The 18,490-nt window shown below is 36.9% G+C and carries 19 protein-coding genes; 8 read left to right on the top strand and 11 right to left on the bottom strand.

Annotated features, from left to right (window positions below; all coding sequences use genetic code 11):
* Window positions 1–47: 47 nt before the first annotated feature.
* Window positions 48–230 (top strand): hypothetical protein, encoded by a 183-nt coding sequence (locus tag GQR44_RS00620; protein WP_166368192.1) that lies wholly within the window; start codon window positions 48–50, stop codon window positions 228–230.
* A 234-nt stretch (window positions 231–464) separates the two neighbouring features.
* Here GQR44_RS00620 and GQR44_RS00615 read toward each other — a convergent pair whose 3' ends face one another.
* Both GQR44_RS00615 and GQR44_RS00610 read right to left on the bottom strand, forming a co-directional pair.
* Window positions 465–866 carry a DUF2007 domain-containing protein gene (locus GQR44_RS00615; protein WP_166368190.1) on the bottom strand — a complete coding sequence of 134 codons (402 nt, stop codon included), beginning with the start codon at window positions 864–866 and terminating at the stop codon, window positions 465–467.
* Window positions 867–945: 79 nt separating this feature from the next.
* Complete coding sequence (locus GQR44_RS00610; RefSeq protein WP_166368188.1) at window positions 946–1,314, bottom strand: PH domain-containing protein; 369 nt, start codon at window positions 1,312–1,314, stop codon at window positions 946–948.
* 323 nt (window positions 1,315–1,637) lie between these two features.
* On the opposite strand from GQR44_RS00610, the gene GQR44_RS00605 reads away from it, so the two are divergent.
* On the top strand, window positions 1,638–1,844 hold the full coding sequence (locus GQR44_RS00605; RefSeq protein WP_025566132.1) for a cold-shock protein: 207 nt from the start codon (window positions 1,638–1,640) through the stop codon (window positions 1,842–1,844).
* A gap of 1,134 nt (window positions 1,845–2,978) precedes the next feature.
* On the opposite strand, the gene GQR44_RS00600 is transcribed toward GQR44_RS00605, so the two are convergent.
* Complete coding sequence (locus GQR44_RS00600) at window positions 2,979–3,767, bottom strand: ABC transporter permease (protein ID WP_166368186.1); 789 nt, start codon at window positions 3,765–3,767, stop codon at window positions 2,979–2,981.
* 98 nt (window positions 3,768–3,865) lie between these two features.
* Window positions 3,866–4,306: a cytidine/deoxycytidylate deaminase family protein gene (locus GQR44_RS00595; protein ID WP_166368184.1), complete on the bottom strand. Its 441-nt coding sequence runs from the start codon at window positions 4,304–4,306 to the stop codon at window positions 3,866–3,868.
* A 235-nt stretch (window positions 4,307–4,541) separates the two neighbouring features.
* Between GQR44_RS00595 and GQR44_RS00590 the strand changes: the two genes are divergently transcribed.
* Window positions 4,542–5,486 (top strand): putative sulfate exporter family transporter, encoded by a 945-nt coding sequence (locus GQR44_RS00590; protein ID WP_166368182.1) that lies wholly within the window; start codon window positions 4,542–4,544, stop codon window positions 5,484–5,486.
* 541 nt (window positions 5,487–6,027) lie between these two features.
* On the opposite strand, the gene GQR44_RS00585 is transcribed toward GQR44_RS00590, so the two are convergent.
* Window positions 6,028–6,186, bottom strand: coding sequence for a hypothetical protein (locus GQR44_RS00585; RefSeq protein ID WP_166368180.1), 159 nt, complete (start codon window positions 6,184–6,186; stop codon window positions 6,028–6,030).
* A gap of 238 nt (window positions 6,187–6,424) precedes the next feature.
* On the opposite strand from GQR44_RS00585, the gene GQR44_RS00580 reads away from it, so the two are divergent.
* Window positions 6,425–6,718 (top strand): Fis family transcriptional regulator, encoded by a 294-nt coding sequence (locus GQR44_RS00580; RefSeq protein ID WP_166368178.1) that lies wholly within the window; start codon window positions 6,425–6,427, stop codon window positions 6,716–6,718.
* A gap of 109 nt (window positions 6,719–6,827) precedes the next feature.
* Here the strand turns inward: GQR44_RS00580 and GQR44_RS00575 are convergent, their stop codons facing one another.
* The 4 genes from GQR44_RS00575 to GQR44_RS00560 all read right to left on the bottom strand — a co-directional run bounded on the left by GQR44_RS00575 (window position 6,828) and on the right by GQR44_RS00560 (window position 12,247).
* Window positions 6,828–7,775: an ABC transporter permease gene (locus GQR44_RS00575; RefSeq protein ID WP_166368176.1), complete on the bottom strand. Its 948-nt coding sequence runs from the start codon at window positions 7,773–7,775 to the stop codon at window positions 6,828–6,830.
* Between the two features lies 1 nt (window position 7,776).
* Window positions 7,777–8,754: an ABC transporter permease gene (locus GQR44_RS00570; RefSeq protein ID WP_166368174.1), complete on the bottom strand. Its 978-nt coding sequence runs from the start codon at window positions 8,752–8,754 to the stop codon at window positions 7,777–7,779.
* A gap of 175 nt (window positions 8,755–8,929) precedes the next feature.
* A complete protein-coding gene (locus GQR44_RS00565; RefSeq protein ID WP_166368172.1) occupies window positions 8,930–10,480 on the bottom strand; it encodes an ABC transporter substrate-binding protein in 1,551 nt (516 codons plus the stop codon).
* A gap of 60 nt (window positions 10,481–10,540) precedes the next feature.
* A complete protein-coding gene (locus GQR44_RS00560; RefSeq protein WP_166368170.1) occupies window positions 10,541–12,247 on the bottom strand; it encodes an ABC transporter ATP-binding protein in 1,707 nt (568 codons plus the stop codon).
* 410 nt (window positions 12,248–12,657) lie between these two features.
* Between GQR44_RS00560 and GQR44_RS00555 the strand changes: the two genes are divergently transcribed.
* The 3 genes from GQR44_RS00555 (at window position 12,658) to GQR44_RS00545 (ending at window position 14,323) form a co-directional block, all read left to right on the top strand.
* The gene (locus GQR44_RS00555) at window positions 12,658–13,053 is read left to right on the top strand and encodes a DNA polymerase III subunit psi (protein WP_166368168.1); all 396 of its coding nucleotides are present in this window, start codon (window positions 12,658–12,660) and stop codon (window positions 13,051–13,053) included.
* The gene (rimI, locus tag GQR44_RS00550) at window positions 13,037–13,501 is read left to right on the top strand and encodes a ribosomal protein S18-alanine N-acetyltransferase (protein ID WP_346774304.1); all 465 of its coding nucleotides are present in this window, start codon (window positions 13,037–13,039) and stop codon (window positions 13,499–13,501) included. Before GQR44_RS00555 ends, rimI begins: the two co-directional genes overlap by 17 nt.
* Window positions 13,502–13,579: 78 nt before the next feature.
* On the top strand, window positions 13,580–14,323 hold the full coding sequence (locus GQR44_RS00545; RefSeq protein ID WP_166368166.1) for an RNA methyltransferase: 744 nt from the start codon (window positions 13,580–13,582) through the stop codon (window positions 14,321–14,323).
* Window positions 14,324–15,225: 902 nt separating this feature from the next.
* Here the strand turns inward: GQR44_RS00545 and GQR44_RS00540 are convergent.
* Window positions 15,226–15,723 carry a SprT family zinc-dependent metalloprotease gene (locus GQR44_RS00540; protein WP_240923527.1) on the bottom strand — a complete coding sequence of 166 codons (498 nt, stop codon included), beginning with the start codon at window positions 15,721–15,723 and terminating at the stop codon, window positions 15,226–15,228.
* Between the two features lie 33 nt (window positions 15,724–15,756).
* Entirely contained in the window at window positions 15,757–16,905 is a 1,149-nt protein-coding gene (gene metK, locus GQR44_RS00535; RefSeq protein WP_166368164.1) for a methionine adenosyltransferase, read from the bottom strand.
* A gap of 246 nt (window positions 16,906–17,151) precedes the next feature.
* On the opposite strand from metK, the gene GQR44_RS00530 reads away from it, so the two are divergent.
* Window positions 17,152–18,480, top strand: a complete 1,329-nt coding sequence (locus GQR44_RS00530) for a peptidoglycan DD-metalloendopeptidase family protein (protein ID WP_166368162.1) — start codon at window positions 17,152–17,154, stop codon at window positions 18,478–18,480.
* Window positions 18,481–18,490: the final 10 nt, after the last annotated feature.

Below are 18,490 nucleotides of genomic sequence, written 5' to 3'. Positions count from 1 at the left end.
AGTATCTAATTATTATTTTGAAAGGACCTATTTTGAAAGGAGTAACCATGAAATTTTTTACTTTAATTTTTACTTTGTTATTAAGCACACAAGCGTTTGCGCATAGCGATCATGCATTGGGTGAAGGTGCGTTACACTTACTTTACCATGTCGTTTTTTGGGGATTATTTGCCGTAGTTGCGGTGAAAGGTGTGCTTTATTTTAAAAATAAGAAAAAGTCTAAGCAATAAATTTTTGCTCTAATCATACCAATTACATTAAATAAGTGACCTAAATTTTGCGCAGGGAAAATGACTTAGTTCAAGGCGTAATTTAAGTTAAATAGTTGTTCTATTTGCGAAAATTACAACGAAGAAATAAGTTATTTTAACAAGTAAAATAGAACAGTTAATTAGCGTGATTGGTATTCTACTTATGTAGATGAGGTGATGTAATGGTTTTTTATATTGCCCTGTCTACGCCTATTAACTTTCTTTAAACCAACCACAATCCATGCATTTTCTACCGTGTTGATAAAAAAACAGTGGGAAGCCTAATAATATGAATAAAACAAAAGCAGGCTTTTTTCCTTTAGTGTAATTGGCTAAATGAGTGCTGTTACATTGAGGGTAATGTTCCGGTGTTGCTTCGAACGCTGAATCAACATCCGCTGAGAAATTTAATGCTAAGATTGCTTTTGCTTCAGTTTCAAACGTCTCTGCTACGTACAACCGAACACCCCCTATAGCATCAGAATAGAGCCACTGCATATTAACAGTATGCTCATCAGCTATATATGCTGGAATTCCCTCACTCTCTAAACTCGCTTTGGCGATATGTGCATCCAAAGGAAATGAATATTTTGATACAACAACAAATTTGCTCATAACTATCCAAAAAAATTATTAGTAGTGATGTAGGCTCAGCGTTTAACAGTAAGAAGTTAAACTAGGATATAAAACGTTTTTATAATAAATGCTTAGAGATAATCTTTGATATTTCTAGCATTGAAGACTGGCCTGTAAATTCAAATCTAACTTGGCCTATAGCAGAAAAATAGATTTCTAACTCTGAGTCAATGTCAAAGGTGCCTGATGTTTCAATAGAATAAGCGACGATATTTTTATAAGGCAGTGAGGTGAAATCTTTTTTACTTCCTGTAATACCTTGAACATTAACGGCAATGATTCTTTTGTCAGTAAATACCACACCGTCACGCATGGACTTATAAGCGTCAATTATTTGCTCATCATCTAGTAATAAGTCTTTTACTTTATCTGCAAAATCAGCATTCTGCTTAAGCTTGAAAAAACCTTTATTATTAAAATCTATCATCGAATATCCCTTAATTTCGTTTGAGTCATTCATTATGTAACATTTATTGTTGCTATAGACCGCTTAATTTTTTCACTGAAAATGTATAACGGTAATGTGAGCATAAAAACGGACAATATTTGATCTTTAATCCTAATCTATTGTTGACTTATTCTGGGAGATCTATACTATTCAACTCAGCAGAAATAAAGCCTATTGTTTACATTCTCCATTACGTTGTTTTATTAATAATACCTCGTCTGAAGTCTTTAAGTTCCAGTCTAATTTTTACGCTATTCAAGCCTATTGAAGGCAATTTTTATTAAATTTTACAGGATATTATTATGTCTAAAGTTCAAGGTACAGTTAAGTGGTTCAACGAGTCTAAAGGTTTTGGTTTCATCGAGCAAGCATCTGGTCCAGATGTATTCGCACACTTCAGTGCAATTGCAAGCGAAGGTTTCAAAACTTTAGCTGAAGGCCAAAAAGTAGAATTCACTGTAAGCCAAGGTCCTAAAGGCCCGCAAGCAGAAAATATCGTAGCTCTTTAAGCTGTGATATATTAGCGCCTTAACGCGCTAATTATTCTAAAAAAAGAATGGTAAATCTGAAAAGATTTACCATTTTTTTTGCTTTTAAAAAAGTGAAAAATACAACCATCATTAGCAAAACTATTAGTTGATTCAGTTTGATTAAATACGCAGTCTATAGCAATAGAAAAGAGAGTATTGTTAGGGGAATGATTAAGTAGTAGTCAGTAGTTTGTAGGTAGCTATCAAGATTGGATGCAATATAGGAATACTCTTTTTAACGACTAATAATGATCTGATTATTAGGGGATGATTGAGTAGTAGTTAGTAGTTGCTAGGTCGCTATCAAGATTGAATGCAGCACAGAAATATTCTTTTTAACGACTAAGAATGATTCGATTATTAGGGGATGATTGAGTAGTAGTTAGTAGTTGCTAGGTCGCTATCAAGATTGAATGCAGCACAGAAATATTCTTTTTAACGACTAAGAATGATTCGATTATTAGGGGATTAATATAGGTTGATTAGTGCTACTGATGAAGCAGCACATTTAATCTCGCACCATGAGGTGGCACGAGTTTTATAATATATTGAAACTTAAGAAGTGTTACTGAGAAAAGCGATAAGGTTAGAGGCACCTTATTCAATTGCTAATTTTAAAAAATCTATTCAGTGCTGATATTATCTATTCAGACTGCTTGTTAACCGAGCGGGGCTAATCTGCTCTTGTTAAAAGTGCGACAGTATTTTCTAGTTATCTTTTGTTGTTTCTTTTTGTTCAATTATTTGTTGTTCATCTTTGTTCTGTTGGAACCAAAATCTTTTTCTACCTGTAGAGCGAGCCATATATTTCCTTATGGAGTTTAATTTTTTCACCGTGATAATTTATCTTTTTTATCAAATGATATTTTTAATAAAACATCTAAAGCGGCTATTAGTTAGTAACGCAACATTGCGTAAAACTGGGATCGGAATTATTGAATGATTTGAGAAGCTAAAGGTAATTCTAAGGACAACGATAACGATGTAACTGAGGATAACTTGGACTTTATATGACATTAATAACTCTGATTTTCCAGAGCGGATTGAATACTAACCAATAAAAAGCTAAAAAGAAAGCATTATTTTTATTTCTTTTATATTTTAATCAGATGGTTAGCTATTAAGCTTTATTTTAATGAGTCCGTTGTTGGCTAAGCTATAACGCAAACTCAGTAATAATGTGATGCTTAACGACACACTGAGCATCACAAAAATAGCGATCAAGATAAGTAACTGATACTTGATGGCTACCATCGGCGTAACACCTCCTAATATTTGTCCTGTCATCATTCCGGGCAAAGTCACAATACCAGTGGTTGCCATCGACGCTAAAATAGGAGCTTGTGCTTTTTTCATTGCTTGTTGTAAAAAAGGAAACGATGCTTGATAAGGACTTGCACCTAATGCAATGGCGGCTTCATATTCATCCTGACGTTGTTTAAAGGCATCAAATAGAGTCTGTAATGCAACAATGTTACCGCTTAAACTATTGCCTAAAAGCATACCAGCTAAAGGGATCATATATTGTGCGTTGTAACGTGGCGAGGGTTGAATGACCAGTAGTGACATGACTAATAATAAGGGCAATAAAGCACAACTTAATGCTAACGCATTCGCCAATAATAGTTTCCGACTTGATAAGTCACTTTTACTGATTATGCTATAGCTACCCATTGCAATCATTAATATCACCCAAGTGATATTTAAGGCGATACTATCTAATGCAAAGATATATTCGAGGTATAACCCCAGCAAAAATAGTTGTACAAGCATTCGTAGCAATGAAATTATTGTGCTTTTATTGATCCCTAATTTGAAATGGGCATTAATAAAAAGAGGGATTAATAGTAATGATGCAAATAATCCGAGCTGTGGCCAGCTAATATCAATACTTGCTTGCATATCACCCCTTGCTACGGATTTATTTCACAAACCATCTTAGTTGTTAGGATGGTTTGTAATTTTTATCGTAAAATATTGTAGGAATTAAATAATGGTGTTTATTGAGCGTCAACTGGTAGCCAGTCAACGCTAACACCTGATTGATTAAACATTTCCTCACTGAGTCTAATTTTATCTCCCCAGCGTGATAGGAAATCTTCACTTTGTGTAGGGCAATGTACTGCTTTGATACCTGTTTGGATTATTTTTGCTGCACAATTTGGGCAAGGAAAATGAGTGACCCATATTTCACAGCCTTTTAAATCCCGTTTTGCGTATAAAATTGCGTTCTCTTCAGCATGTAGGGTTTTGAGTAATTTAATTTCACGATTATCGGTTTCAGCACTATCAGAAATCCCCTGCGGATAACCATTAAAGCCCAATGAAACAATGCGGTTATGTTCGGTAATAACGGCACCTACCTGTGTAGAGGGATCCTTACTCCATGATGCAACGAGCTCTGCCATTTGGATGAATCGTACTGCCCATTTAGAAATCATATTTATTGTAATCCTTTATCATGTTGTTTATCTATTGTGCTGAACAGTCGCTCATGACACAAGCTTTAGTGTTTAATTATTAACAGATAATTAACACTTTATTTTGTAATATGGCAATAAATTAGTAATCAGTAATTTCCGTGTTAAATTTTATTTAACCTATGATTAAATAGTTTAGAATATGCTTAATGCTAACCCTTGTATATGATGTTTTTTAATCAATCGAGGAGCAGTTATGACATTTATTTTCTCTAAATTACAATGTAATAAAAATATGATGATATTTGTTGTAGTAGGCGTGTTATGTTTGTTTCCTATTATCTCCTCTCCAATAGCATTGGTCCTAGGGTTTACACTCGCTACAATAGGGTTAGTGCCGACTCAAATTGATGTTGCTAAGCTCACCAAAAAATTGCTGGCGCTTTCTATAATAGGGCTGGGATTTGGTATTAATGTTGATCAAGCAATTCAAGCGAGCGCAGGTAATCTGGGCTTAATTGTAGGCTCTATTTTTAGTACATTATTGATTGGTATGCTGCTAACGAAGGTATTTAAGATTGATGCGAAAACTGGCCACTTAGTTTCTTCTGGTACCGCCATTTGTGGAGGCAGTGCCATTGCCGCAGTCGCACCTGCTATTCAAGCGAATAGTGAACAAACCTCTCATGCGCTAGCCACTGTATTCATTTTAAATAGTATTGCGCTGTTTGTTTTTCCTCTTATCGGTCACGCCTTGGGTATGAGCCAATATAATTTCGGTTTATGGAGTGCGATTGCCATTCATGATACATCATCAGTTGTGGGTGCTGCTTCTGCCTATGGCGATGAAGCATTGCAAATAGCCACCACTGTTAAATTAGCGAGGGCTCTATGGATCATTCCAATTGCTTTCATTAGTGCGATTATTTTTAAGGGTGACAGTAAGAAAATAACCGTGCCGATGTTTATTATTTACTACTGTGTGGCTATCGCTATAGCGCATTTCATACCGCAGTTTGATGCTTTATACCAACATGTATTTTTTGTTAGTAAGCGTTTATTAGTATTGTGTTTATTTTTAATTGGCTGTGGCATTACCGTGCGCACCATTAAAAATGCAGGTTATAAACCAATGTTACTGGGTGTTTTATTATGGATAACCATTGCGACAGTTGTACTGGCTTATATTGAACTAGTTTAGGCCTAACGATAGTTACAACTATCCTCGTTATCTTTATGTTTGGGCCAACGAACACTAACAAAGTGAAATAATATTAATTGCTGTAAGCAGATGATTTAAGGTTCAAACGAGGCAGTCAACGGGTGAATTTAGCGTAGCAAGCACTGCGCTTTTTTTATATATATTATCCGTTCGGTCAATGGTCTAGTCATAGGTAATCAGAAGTAGGGGGTATTGTAAGGGCGTTTTAATAACAATAAATTTGACCAGTTTTTTTATTCTATTAGCATTTTTGATACTAATGATTGAACGCAATCGCTATCAAGTATCAGCTCCACCTCTCAAGTTTTATCTTTTTGAATATCACTGTTACCTTATCTTTTTTATTAAAAATTATTATTTGATGTGCCGCTGATCCTGCTAAAAAATTGTTTTTTCACTGTCTAGAATCGGTTTGAAGTATTCATTTTATTATCCTTGGGAAGCCTTCTGAAATTACTAACATTGAAATACTGTACTAAAGAATAAAGTAACCTATTCATTAATAAGCAATACTGCGCATCTATTCATGAGGCGGTTTATCACTTTTCTGTGTACTCACATAATAGAATAATAGTGAAAATGCTAATAATGAAAATGCCGCAGCCATAATGCCATGGCTTAAAATAGCGAGAATGATCGCTATGAACACGAGAGTGATCATGAATTTTGTTTTAAACATAAGCCCTTCTATTAGTAGTTGTTGTTTAATGTTGCTATCGTGTGCTGCTGTTATCATTTACTGTTGATATCATTTACTGTTGATATCGTTTACTGGTGAACAGGACCTATTATTAACAAGCTTAAGCAAAAGCGATAATACAAAATTGTTCTAACTAATATCATTCCGGCTTAGTCAATCATTACCTATTAGTATTCTGTAGAGAATGAAGGTTTATAAATACCAAAAGAGGGGCTCTATGAGAAAGACAGATAAAAAAATAGATAATAATTTACGTGCAGCATTAACTGAAGTTTGTGAAATAGCATTGGATACAGTGCTAGACTATCAATGGATAACTCATAGCGTGAAATACGATGCATTTCCGGCTTCTTTACAAATAAGTTGTGGTTTTAGCTCGATACAAGCTATTGAACAGTTACAACGCGATCAGCAAGATGTTGTGTTAAAGAAATTAATTGTGAAACATTTAATGGCAGTGGGGATAAATTTAAAAGACGTTAATAAACAAGTGAAGTTTGTGGTTGCTTGATGATAGGAGAGTCGACTGTTGTCAGGTTTGTTAAAGCAAAGAATTAACTCAGCGTACTGTTTCACGCTGAGTTAATTTAATTCCACGCTGAGTTAATGTAGCGGTTCAATTAACCTTTGTATATTTTGGGATTAAATACATCACGTAACCAGTCCCCTAATAAGTTAATCACTAATACCAAGCTGATTAATACAATGCCTGGGAAGATAGTTATCCACCATGCTCCAGAGAATATGTATTTAAAGCCGATACTGATCAGGGCGCCTAATGAAGGTTGGTCAACGGGTAAACCAAGGCCTAAAAACGATAAAGCCGCTTCAGACATAATTGCATTGGCAACTTGTACCGTCGAAATGACTAAAATAGGCGATAAACAGTTAGGTAGAATATGACGGAACATGATTCGCATTGACCTAAAGCCCATCACTTGCGCAGCTTCTACATACTCTTTTTTCTTTTCTGCTAATACCGAGGCACGAATAGTACGTGCATATTGAGGCCACTCTGCGACCCCAATGATCACCACTAACATCACCACCGCATAATCAGCAAAAAATTCAGCACCAAAGCTTGCCTTAAAAATAGCTGTGATAATGATCGCAACCATCATAGTTGAAAATGATAATTGAACATCGGCAAAACGCATTAAAAAGCTATCTATACGACCACCAAAATATCCTGCTGATAAACCTATCACTATGCCCAATACTAATTGCACTGCAACGGCCAAAAATCCAATCGTTAATGACAACCTTGAACCATATAAGATGGTGGATAAAATGTCGCGCCCTTGGTCATCAGTCCCAAGTAAAAAGCGAGACTCGCCGCCTTCTAACCATGAGGGTGGTAACTCAGAATCCATCAAGTCGATGGACATTAAGTCATAGGGATTAGTTGGTGAAATAACCGGTGCAAATAGTGCAGCAAGAAAAAAGGTTAAGAATAAAACAAAACTAAACATCGCCACTTTGTCGCGTTTAAAGTGGTAAATAAAGTCAGAATCCTTTAGTTGCTGCCAGCGTGATGGAGCAGTATTTTGTTGAGTAACACTATTCATTTTATGCTCCTTTCCCAGTGATGTTAACAGTTGGATTAACTACGCCGTATAACAAATCAACGATAGTATTAGTGACCACAAAAATAAGTCCTACAAAGATCACATAGGCCGTAATGAGTGGCGTATCAACACGATTGATCGCTTCTAGAAATAAGAAGCCAGTACCAGGCCATTGGAAAACAGTTTCCGTTAAAATGGTATAAGCAACCATAGTTCCAATTTGAACACCACCGACCGTAAGTACTGGTAACATGGTATTTTTAAGAGCATGTTGATAATAAACTTTATTCATTGCTAAGCCTTTAGCCATCGCAAATTTTACATATTCAGAGCTTAATGCTTCTAGCATCTCTGAACGTACCAAGCGAATAAACAAAGGCAGCATAATAGAGGCGAGTGAGATACAAGGTAAGACTAAATGCAATAAACCATCTTTGGTTAAATAGCCCGTTTCCCAACCGAGTACCGATATAGTTTCCCCGCGGCCATAGGAGGGTAACCACTGCAGTTCAATGGCAAAAATGTACATTAAAATAATAGCGGTTAAGAAAACAGGGATCGAAATGCCGATACTACTGAATGCCATGATTAGCTTAGTCCATAAGCTTTTGGGATGAATTGCGGAATAAACACCAAGGGGAATGGATACCACTATAATGATCAGTGTCGCGCCCAATACTAATTCCATGGTCGCTTGTAACTTATCTAAAATAACGTCTACGGCAGGGCGCTTAAAGAAATAAGAGTTACCTAAATCTCCTTGCACTGCACTAGTAATAAAACGAGTGTACTTGGTGGCATAAGAGTCATTTAACCCAAGTTCATCACGTAAAACTTGTCGTTCTGCTTCTGATACGGATTGGCCTACCATTTCTCGAAGTGGATCGCCTAGGTTATCTTGGATTGCAAATGCGACTAGGCTGATCACAAACATTACGATTAATGCTTGGAAAAGTCGCTGGACCAAAAAGGTAAACATCAGTTGTTTCCTATAAAATGATTAACGACCCAAAGGTTGGGTCGTTTTATTGTGGAGTTAAAAAATTAAAGTTGTTTATTTTACCTATTAGGTAGCAAACTAAAACAGGCTCTTTTAATACAACAAGAGCCTGTAATTAAGCAGGCTTTAAATTATCTCAGCCTGAATGCTACCTTTATTTAACAACTAAATCGCCTAAGTACGGGAAGTTTAATGCATTAACAATAGGTGAAACATTTAGAGTAGATTTTGCGCCCCAAGCAAGGTTCTGCCAATGAAGCGGCACAAATGCGGCATCGTTATATAGAATTTGTTCAACTTCTTGTAACATTGCGGCACGTTTTGCAGGATCTGTTTCTGCATTGGCAGTGTTTACTAAGCTATCTACTTTAGGGTTTGAGTAATGGCCACAGTTGTAAGCGCCTCTACCCGTTTCCGTATCACGAGTCATGGTTAAGAACTCAGAGAAGTTTGCAGAATCTTCAGTATCTGAATGCCAACCAATCATCAGCATATCCGCCGCACATTTATCAAACTCAGGCCAGTATTGTGCTTTAGGCATAGTTTTTAAATCTACAGTAATACCAATCTTAGCTAGCATTGATGAAGCTGCTTGCGCAATCTGTGCATCATTTACGTAACGGTTATTAGGTGCAATCATTGATAATTTAAAGCCTTTCTCATAACCCGCTTCTTTCATCAATTGTTTTGCTTTTTTCAAGTCATAACGAGGCGTTAAATTTGCATCATAACCGGAATAACCTGCAGGGCCTTGTTGTCCCGCTGTTGTTGCAAAACCTTTCATGATTTTTTTCACAATAGCTTCATTGTTAATTGCATACACAATAGCTTGGCGTACACGTACATCCTTTAACGCTTCATTTGAACTTTGGTTCATTTGTAGTGTAATGATGCGGGTACCAGCAACCGTGGTTAGCTCGATGTTTTTAGTATCGATAACACGTTTTTGATCGTTAGGTGCAACTGGGTGAATTAAGTCAACATCTCCAGAAAGTAGCGCAGCAACACGAGTTGCATTCTCTTTAATTGGCACCAAGGTTAGCTTATCAACATTACCTGGTGAGTTTGTATCCCAGTAATTGTCAAAACGGTCAAATACTACTTTTACGCCTTGCTCACGAGATTCAATAGTAAATGGGCCTGTACCTGAAACGTGTGTTGATGCAAATGAACCACCATGTTTAATGATAATTGATTTATCTACACCGTCCATATCACCTGAATAGAACTTACTGTCCATTGGGAAAAGGTAAGTGGCCGTTTGTAGTACTAATGGGTACGGTTCAAATGAAACGAGCTCAACCGTGTAATCATCTATTTTTACTAGCTTCTCGTACGGTGAAAATACGTTTTTAAAGTCTTGAGACGTTTTTAAACGATTAAATGTCCAAACAACGTCATCAGCCGTCATTGTATTACCTGAATGGAATTTGACACCCTTACGAAGTGTGAAGCGGAAGGTGTTATCATCTACACGTTCCCATTTTTCAGCCAAACGAGGCTCAAAATCAAATTCTTTAGTAAAGCGCACTAGTGGATCAAATAACATGTGTGACATTTGTAGCACACCACCAGAAAGTTGCTCATGTGGATCAAGTGTTACTGGGTCCGAATCATAGGCAATGGTGATATCAGCAGCAGTGGCTGAAAAATTTAACCCTGTAGCAAGTAATGCGATGGCTAATTTTGTTTTTAAAAACTTCATTTACAACTCCTTTTATGAAAAAAACATTTAATTATTAACTTTATAATGGTGAAATTTTGTTTAGATACTACTCCGCAACCCTTTAAACTCAGGCATCAATGAAATTAAATGCTGGCTATAAGGGTGTTGAGGATGGGTAAATAATTGCTCACTCTCGTTTACTTCTAATAATTTTCCTTGTTGCATCACACCGATGCGGTCGCATACTTGGCGTATAACGGGTAAATCATGGCTAATAAATAGCATGGTTAGATTTAGCTCATCTTGTAAATCTTTAAGTAGATTTAGAATCTGTGCTTGTACCGATACATCAAGTGCTGATGTTGGTTCGTCACAAATTAATAAACGTGGTCTGGTTGCTAAAGCACGCGCAATAGAGATACGTTGACGTTGACCACCGGAAAATTCATGAGGGTACTTAACACCCGCCATTCTCCCTAGCCCCACATGATCTAATAAATCGAATACGATTTGTTGTATTTGTGATTCATTAGCGGCTAGTTTATGAAAACGAATGGGCTCGGCAATAATATCGTAAATCTTCATACGCGGATTCATCGACGTGTATGGGTTTTGAAATACCATTTGCATTTGACGACGGAAAGGGCGACGTTCACGTTCCGATTTAATCGCTGTTAAGTCAATACCCTCAAAAGTTATTTTGCCTTCGTTAGGCGGAAATAAGCCGGTAATAACACGTGCAATCGTTGATTTTCCTGAGCCGGACTCACCCACTAAACCAAAAGTTTCACCCTCATTAATACTAAAGCTGACGTTTTTGTTGGCTTGAACGTATTCGCGTTTACTCTCAAAAAATGAATCTTTAGTGACAAAACGTAAACTGACATTTTCAACATTTAATAGTGGGCCATCATAATCACGCTGTTCTTCGCTTTGTCCTAACCAATGGTTTTTAATATCCAGAGCTTGCAGTTCATGTGCTTCTTCGATGTAGCTTACCAATGGAAAACGGTCTAGTTTTCTATCTGAACGTGGTACGGCTGAAATTAAGCTGCGCGTATATTCATGATCCGGATCGCCTAGCACTTTAGCCGTTTCACCAAACTCAACTAAATCACCACGATACATTACCGCTATTTTGTCGGTTACGTTAGACACTACACCCATATCGTGGGTTACCAACATACAGCCAACATTTTTTTCAATACATAAACTACGGATCAATGTCAGTATTTGATCTTGAATAGACACATCAAGTGCCGTGGTTGGTTCATCGGCAATAATTAAATCGGGTTCACCAGATAATGCGATGGCAATAACCACACGTTGGCGCATACCGCCAGAAAATTGATGCGGATATTGTTTAATTCGAACTTCAGGCTCTGGAATACCCACTTGTTGCATTAAGTTGATAGCACGTTTTAATGCTTCACCTTGACTCACATTTAAATTGGCATGAATGGTTTCTAGTAACTGTTGCTCAACGGTGAAAAGAGGATTAAGCGACGTCATTGGATCTTGGAAAATAAAACCAATTTTATTACCGCGCACCTTACGCATCTGCTCAAGTGTTAAACCTGATATTTTTTCACCATCTAAAAAAACTTCACCAGCAGCAATGACACCGGGAGGGCTTAATAAATCTATGATCGCATTACCAACTGTAGATTTACCTGCACCTGACTCTCCTACAACGCCAACTATTTCACCACGATTGATCGAAAATGAAAGCGATTTGACCGCTGCATGTACACCAAAACGAGACGGGTATTCAATACGAAGGTTTTTAACTTCTAATAACGCCATTTTAATTATTCCCTGCAGGCTTTAAGAATTTTAGTTTGATAAAACCTTGTATATATATGTTTTTGTGATTGAAAACACATTTATAGCATCCTTTTTCTTACTAAATCCAATAAATTTTCAATCGATCACATTAATTTAGGGAATCGATATCGACAATTCTTTCATGCTAATTTTGGCTATGACTTCAAATTAACAGCATTAATTTTGTATGTTAAATAACCGCAAGCGGTTAAGTGGTTTATTTTCAATCGCATTAATCGCCTCATAAATACAACTTTTAGGTAAGCATTTGCCTAATTCTTGTACTTTTTAATGGTTTCATTTTATAACCTCTGTAAAGCTTCGATCGGATACTAATCAGTGTTATATTTACACCTTGAAATCATCAATATTTTTATTTTAGGCTCGTTATGAAACATCAACAGGCTGTTTTTTTACAAGAAATGGGTATTACCCACTGGCAAGTAAGAAAACCGGCGCTATTTAAAACTGAAGAAGCTCTTAAGCAGTTAAATTTATCTGCATGCAAACTGTTAGTCGTGTGTACAGAAGAGGATGCAAAACATGAGTTGATGGCTGCTATCATTAGTGCTTTTCAAATAAAATCTGATCAGGTGGTTTATTGCTCTTTAGCGCAATTTGAGAATCAACAGGGTAATTTACCCACATTGATTTGGTCTACACTTGGAGAGATTGCTTCTTCACCGTCTCATCAATTATTAAATTCACCTTCTTTAGCTGAACTTGCGACAAATGCAGCGGCTAAAAAAGTACTTTGGAAGCAGTTCTGTGCCTATCAACAATAAACAATCTGTAACATCTATTATTGCCATGGCGATTACCGATCTCCCTGAAGTATTAGCGATTGAGGTGCAGGCTCATAGTCACCCTTGGTCTGAAAAAATCTTTCTGAGTAATTTTGGTAAGCGTTATATTAATCATGTGATCATGCTTGATGATAAGGTCGTCGGTTATTTTGTTGCTAGTTATGTTGCAGGTGAAGTGACCCTGATGAATATTGCTATTTCTCCTGTTTATCAAGGAGCAGGTCTGGGTCGAGCATTGTTAAATTATTTAAAAACCTTTTCACTCTCGCTATCGCAACAGGAAATCTGGCTAGAAGCTAGAGCTTCTAATACGCCTGCAATCAAACTGTATCAAGCGTTAGATTTTGTAGAAGTGGACATTCGGCCTGCTTATTATCCCGCCGATAATGGCCGTGAAGATGCTATTATCATGTGTTGTTATTTATAAACTTATTTGCACCTGCTTATAAACAAACTTTAAAAAGTCATAAAGTAGCTCTTTAAAGTTATAGACCATTGGAAATTTATGATCTCTAAAAATCAGTTAAAACTCATCCACTCCTTAGAGCAGAAAAAGCAACGTAAGAAATTGGGATTGTTTTTAGTACAGGGTGAAAAAAACGTCAGTGAGTTATTTAACTCAACTTTTGAGATAGTTAATTTATTTGCGACCAGTGAATATATTAATCACCATGCAGATACATTAAGTGCTAACAAATTAGTGGCTTTGACCATTGAGAGTACGCAACAAGAGTTACAAAAAGCAGGGACCTTAAAAACTAATAATAGTGTGATCGCAGTGGTTAAATGCAAACAGTATTCTATTCCAGAAATAGGCGAAAACGAATTGATCTTAGTGTTAGATCAAGTGGGGGATCCAGGCAACTTAGGTACTATTATTCGTGTTGCAGATTGGTATGGGATTGAGCATATTATTTGTAGCCCTGACTGTGCGGACCTTTATAACCCTAAAGTGATTGCTGCAACAATGGGATCTTTTGCGCGTGTGCAAGTCAGTCATACTGAGCTTAGTGAGTATTTATCTGCACAGGTTAAACCTATTTACGGCGCTTTCTTAGAAGGAAAGAACATTCATCGTAGTGAACTAGCTAGTGCCGCATTTATTGTGATGGGTAGTGAGTCACATGGTATTTCTACTGAAGTAAGTCAGTATATTAGCGATAAAATAACAATTCCTAACTTTGGCCAGGCAGAGTCATTGAATGTAGCAATGGCCACGGGAATCATTTTAGATAATTTTAAGCGTTAGGTTTTTATCCCTTAATAATCCGGTCTGATAGGCCGGATCATGTGAATGAACTCCTCATTATTATTCACCTTATTTTTTCGCATCTGCTTAGTTTTAATCGCCCTATAGCAATGTTCAGACCGTCAGCTTATACCTCAAAAGCTCACACCTTAAAGTCAGACCTTAAACTAAGATCTTCAGCTGATAGTTCAAGTTAAACACCATTAAACCACGTCACTGATCACTTCTAATTGCTATCGAAAGCACTTAATTAGCGTTTATTTTTATCCTGATTAAAGTAATAAAGATGACATCAAAGGTAAGTTTAATTTTGTGCCGTAAAAAACACCTTTCCTGCATTTTTGAAAATAGTGTCGTTAAAAGGTTGACAGATGGTAATGATATCTATTATCATCTTTGTCGTTGGCAAGAATACTGTCGTTATAGCTAACAGTAATTAAGCATTGAGCATTTAAGCCATGAAGTTAATGTTGATTGTTGTTAGTTCAGTATTTTGTCGATGGTTGTTACTGAGAGTCTCCATGCTAGGTAACACCAAAAACCATGACTCATGATAATAGATAACGTTTTATTTATTATGAAATTTTGATTGAAGGTTTGCGCACACAGGCGTTCGATTTAGATTGATGCTATTTTTCGCAGGATATGCCAGCTGTTGATAGATAGTAATGAGTTAAATGGTAATCGGTAAAATTAATATTGCAGCTACAAAGGCGGGGGGTTGGAGTAGCCTGCAATATTAATCCCACTTTACAAGTTGATTTCCCAGCTTAGCTATTTTTACACCTCGAAGTATCATAAATATTCATTTCCCTATAAAAAATCTTAAATCTTAACTTTCAATTCTCAATTCTTAATAAGCCCGTTGTCTTAATTCTTTCATTTCTATTGATTGTTAACGCTTAATTTTCTTGTTCAGAAAAGACTAAAGTCGACTTACACTTTCGGCATAAATAACGAGTGCCTTTTTTAATATTATTATGTCGACGAATAGTTAATTGATGCTGCGAGCAAGAGCAGTGGTAAATAAATAATTTACCTTGAACATCTGTAATATCTAATTGATGGGTTGTATTGGCAGGTAAATGAAAAACCTGTGTCATGATCTGTTGCCATTCTTTACCGTGTGGTTTGACTTTACCGTAAAGCTGGTAAGTAATTAAATGTGCAATTTCATGGGCAACGACATGCTCAATAAAAATAGCTTTATTTTGTAGATATAAGATTGGATTGAATTTAATCAGGTTTTTTTGTAGATGTGCAGTACCTGCGCTTCGACCACGTTGATTAAAGAAGTAAGTGGGGCGAGGAAAAGCGCGATCAAAAAAGCACTCGGCTAAAATGAAACAATCTTCACCTTTCACTGCGAGTGCTTTTTTATCTTCAAACGTTAGCATCATTCAATATTAAATCGTTTTTATAAAACGCTTAAATTAAAATGCAGCCGCTTTAAGAGCGTCTACTTTATCTAGTGCTTCCCAAGGGAATTGCTCACGACCAAAGTGTCCGTAAGCTGCTGTCTCTTGATAAATAGGTTTGATTAGATCTAACATTTCGATTAAACCGTAAGGGCGTAGGTCAAAATGTTCGCTTACTAAGCTAACGATTAAGTCTTTTGCTACTTTTTCAGTACCAAATGTCTCAACGCTGATTGATGTTGGCTCTGCAACACCAATTGCATATGACACTTGGATCTCACAACGGTCAGCTAAACCTGCAGCAACAATATTTTTTGCGACATAACGTGCTGCATAAGCTGCACTTCGGTCTACTTTTGAAGGATCTTTACCAGAAAATGCACCACCACCGTGACGTGCTGTACCACCGTAAGTATCTACGATTATTTTACGTCCTGTTAAACCACAGTCGCCTACTGGCCCACCGATCACAAAACGACCGGTTGGATTAATGTGGAATTTAGTACGTTCAGTTAACCATTCAGCAGGTAAAACCGGTTTAATGATCTCTTCCATTACCGCTTCAACTAAATCTGATTGTTTAATATCTTCACGATGTTGCGTTGAAAGTACAACGGCATCAATACCGACGATTTTACCTTGGTCATAAGCAAAGGTAACTTGGCTTTTAGCATCTGGACGTAACCAATCTAGTTGGCCACTTTTACGTACTTCCGCTTGTCTTTTTACAAGACGGTGAGCATATGTAATTGGCGCAGGCATGAATACTTCTGTTTCATTGGTCGCGTAACCAAACATTAAACCTTGGTCACCGGCACCTTGTTCACGAGGGTCAGAGCGGTCTACACCTTGGTTAATATCAGGAGATTGTTTACCTACTACGTTTAGTACGGCACAAGAGTCGGCATCAAAGCCCATTTCTGAACTTGTGTAACCAATTTCACGTACGGTATCACGTGTGATTTGTTCAATATCAACCCAGGCATCAGTGGTGATTTCACCGCCTACCATGACCATGCCCGTTTTTACGTAAGTTTCACAAGCAACGCGTGCTTTAGTATCTTGTTTTAAAATGGCATCAAGTACGGCATCAGAAATTTGATCGGCGATTTTATCTGGATGACCTTCAGAAACTGATTCTGAAGTAAATAAGTCACGTGACATGTGAACTCCTATTCGGGCTATTTAAATAAATTATTTTGGATGTTTTTACATCTAGACGTCCATAATACATTTTTTTGTGATGGATAACACCCTATTATTTATAAATAAGATAGAACTGTTTGCTTACTTTATTGGTCAAAGGTGGTTAAAATTACTGTAAATTTTCTTAAACATGCTGTGCTATAGGTTATACTCGCTGGCATTTTATTTTACGGTTATGTTTCTTCTGTCTAATCGAGACTCTTTATGCCTTTGTTACATCAAATTAAAACTATGTTTAAAAAAGTGCTTACTTTAGTAAATCACTTACCTCGCTTGCACTTTTGGTTAGTCATCTCTTTATTTGTTTTTTTACTGATTATTAGCCTTATTCCTGCTTCTAACCCTAATGGAAAAACAATTAAACGCGAATTAACTCTTCCTATTAGTGAGTCATTAAAAGATGACTATGCGGTTGCTGAGCCAGCAACGGTAAATCGTGGTGCAAATAAAACATTACTCCCTGACTTTTCTGCCAACCGAGAAATAGATATTACTATTTCAGCGGGTGATACGTTAAGTGAAATTTTTTCTAAAGAAGGTTTGTCAGCCGCAGCTTTACAAGAGTTATTAGAGGTTGATACGGAGCATTTACGCCTTGCTAATTTACTGCCAGGGCAAGAAGTACAACTTTTGGTTAGCCCTAGTAATCAATTATTATCGCTAAAAGTGATTATCGACCGCGCTAATACATTAAGTTTTGTTTTAAAAGATGGTGCTTATGTATCGAACTTAGAGGTTAAAGAAGGAGAGTGGCGTAATAGTTATTATCAAGGCAGCGTTACTGGCAGCTTTTATGTTAGTGCAAAAAAATCTGGATTATCTGCTAGCCAAATCCAACAAGTATCTCGTGCCTTGCAAGATAAGTTTGATTTTAATCGTCAACTTCGCGTTGGCGATAGCTATCATGTATTAGTGGCTAAACAATATATAGATGGGGTTTATAGTTTTGATAGTGAAGTATTGGCTATTTTGCTTAAAACCCGATCACGTACCTATACCGCATTTTTAAACGAAGATGGCCGCTATTATGACAAAGACGGTAAAGGTTTAAGCAAAGCTTATCGTCGTTACCCTGTCAATGGACATCCTCGTATTAGCTCGCGCTTTAATCCTCGTCGGTTACACCCGATTACTAAACGAGTAAGTCCTCATAATGGAACCGATTTCGCTGTTCCTGTTGGTACTAATGTCTATGCTACCGGTGATGGCGTTGTGGTAAGGGCTGGTTATCACCCTGCTGCAGGTAATTATATTGTGCTCAAACATGGTCGTAAATATACAACTCGTTTCTTACATCTAAGCAAAATATTAGTACGTAAAGGGCAACGTGTAGAAATGGGTAAATTGATTGCTCGCTCGGGTAATACAGGACGCTCTACAGGTGCTCATTTACATTATGAATTTCATGTTTATAACAAACCGGTTGATGCGATGAAGGTTGATCTGCCTTTATCTCAAGAAGTGCCACAGAAAGATATAAAAGCCTTCAACCAACGACGCGACCTTTCATTACGAGAAATGGGCGAGTTGTAGTATAAAATTG

Source organism: Psychromonas sp. SA13A (assembly GCF_011378715.1).
In the GTDB taxonomy this organism is placed as follows: Bacteria; Pseudomonadota; Gammaproteobacteria; order Enterobacterales; family Psychromonadaceae; genus Psychromonas.
The sequence above is the reverse complement of the archived record's forward strand: the minus strand, read 5'-3'. Positions and strand labels throughout refer to the sequence as shown.

Bases quoted from the DNA above. Each gene is read 5' to 3' on its own strand.
- GQR44_RS00570 (WP_166368174.1), bottom strand. From the start codon at position 8,754: ATGTTTACCTTTTTGGTCCAGCGACTTTTCCAAGCATTAATCGTAATG.
- GQR44_RS00565 (WP_166368172.1), bottom strand. From the start codon at position 10,480: ATGAAGTTTTTAAAAACAAAATTAGCCATCGCATTACTTGCTACAGGG.
- GQR44_RS00590 (WP_166368182.1), top strand. From the start codon at position 4,542: ATGACATTTATTTTCTCTAAATTACAATGTAATAAAAATATGATGATA.
- GQR44_RS00600 (WP_166368186.1), bottom strand. From the start codon at position 3,767: ATGCAAGCAAGTATTGATATTAGCTGGCCACAGCTCGGATTATTTGCA.
- GQR44_RS00585 (WP_166368180.1), bottom strand. From the start codon at position 6,186: ATGTTTAAAACAAAATTCATGATCACTCTCGTGTTCATAGCGATCATT.
- GQR44_RS00530 (WP_166368162.1), top strand. From the start codon at position 17,152: ATGCCTTTGTTACATCAAATTAAAACTATGTTTAAAAAAGTGCTTACT.
- GQR44_RS00575 (WP_166368176.1), bottom strand. From the start codon at position 7,775: ATGAATAGTGTTACTCAACAAAATACTGCTCCATCACGCTGGCAGCAA.
- GQR44_RS00555 (WP_166368168.1), top strand. From the start codon at position 12,658: ATGAAACATCAACAGGCTGTTTTTTTACAAGAAATGGGTATTACCCAC.
- GQR44_RS00610 (WP_166368188.1), bottom strand. From the start codon at position 1,314: ATGATAGATTTTAATAATAAAGGTTTTTTCAAGCTTAAGCAGAATGCT.
- GQR44_RS00615 (WP_166368190.1), bottom strand. From the start codon at position 866: ATGAGCAAATTTGTTGTTGTATCAAAATATTCATTTCCTTTGGATGCA.
- GQR44_RS00560 (WP_166368170.1), bottom strand. From the start codon at position 12,247: ATGGCGTTATTAGAAGTTAAAAACCTTCGTATTGAATACCCGTCTCGT.
- GQR44_RS00580 (WP_166368178.1), top strand. From the start codon at position 6,425: ATGAGAAAGACAGATAAAAAAATAGATAATAATTTACGTGCAGCATTA.
- GQR44_RS00540 (WP_240923527.1), bottom strand. From the start codon at position 15,723: ATGATGCTAACGTTTGAAGATAAAAAAGCACTCGCAGTGAAAGGTGAA.
- GQR44_RS00605 (WP_025566132.1), top strand. From the start codon at position 1,638: ATGTCTAAAGTTCAAGGTACAGTTAAGTGGTTCAACGAGTCTAAAGGT.
- metK (WP_166368164.1), bottom strand. From the start codon at position 16,905: ATGTCACGTGACTTATTTACTTCAGAATCAGTTTCTGAAGGTCATCCA.
- GQR44_RS00545 (WP_166368166.1), top strand. From the start codon at position 13,580: ATGATCTCTAAAAATCAGTTAAAACTCATCCACTCCTTAGAGCAGAAA.
- GQR44_RS00595 (WP_166368184.1), bottom strand. From the start codon at position 4,306: ATGATTTCTAAATGGGCAGTACGATTCATCCAAATGGCAGAGCTCGTT.
- GQR44_RS00620 (WP_166368192.1), top strand. From the start codon at position 48: ATGAAATTTTTTACTTTAATTTTTACTTTGTTATTAAGCACACAAGCG.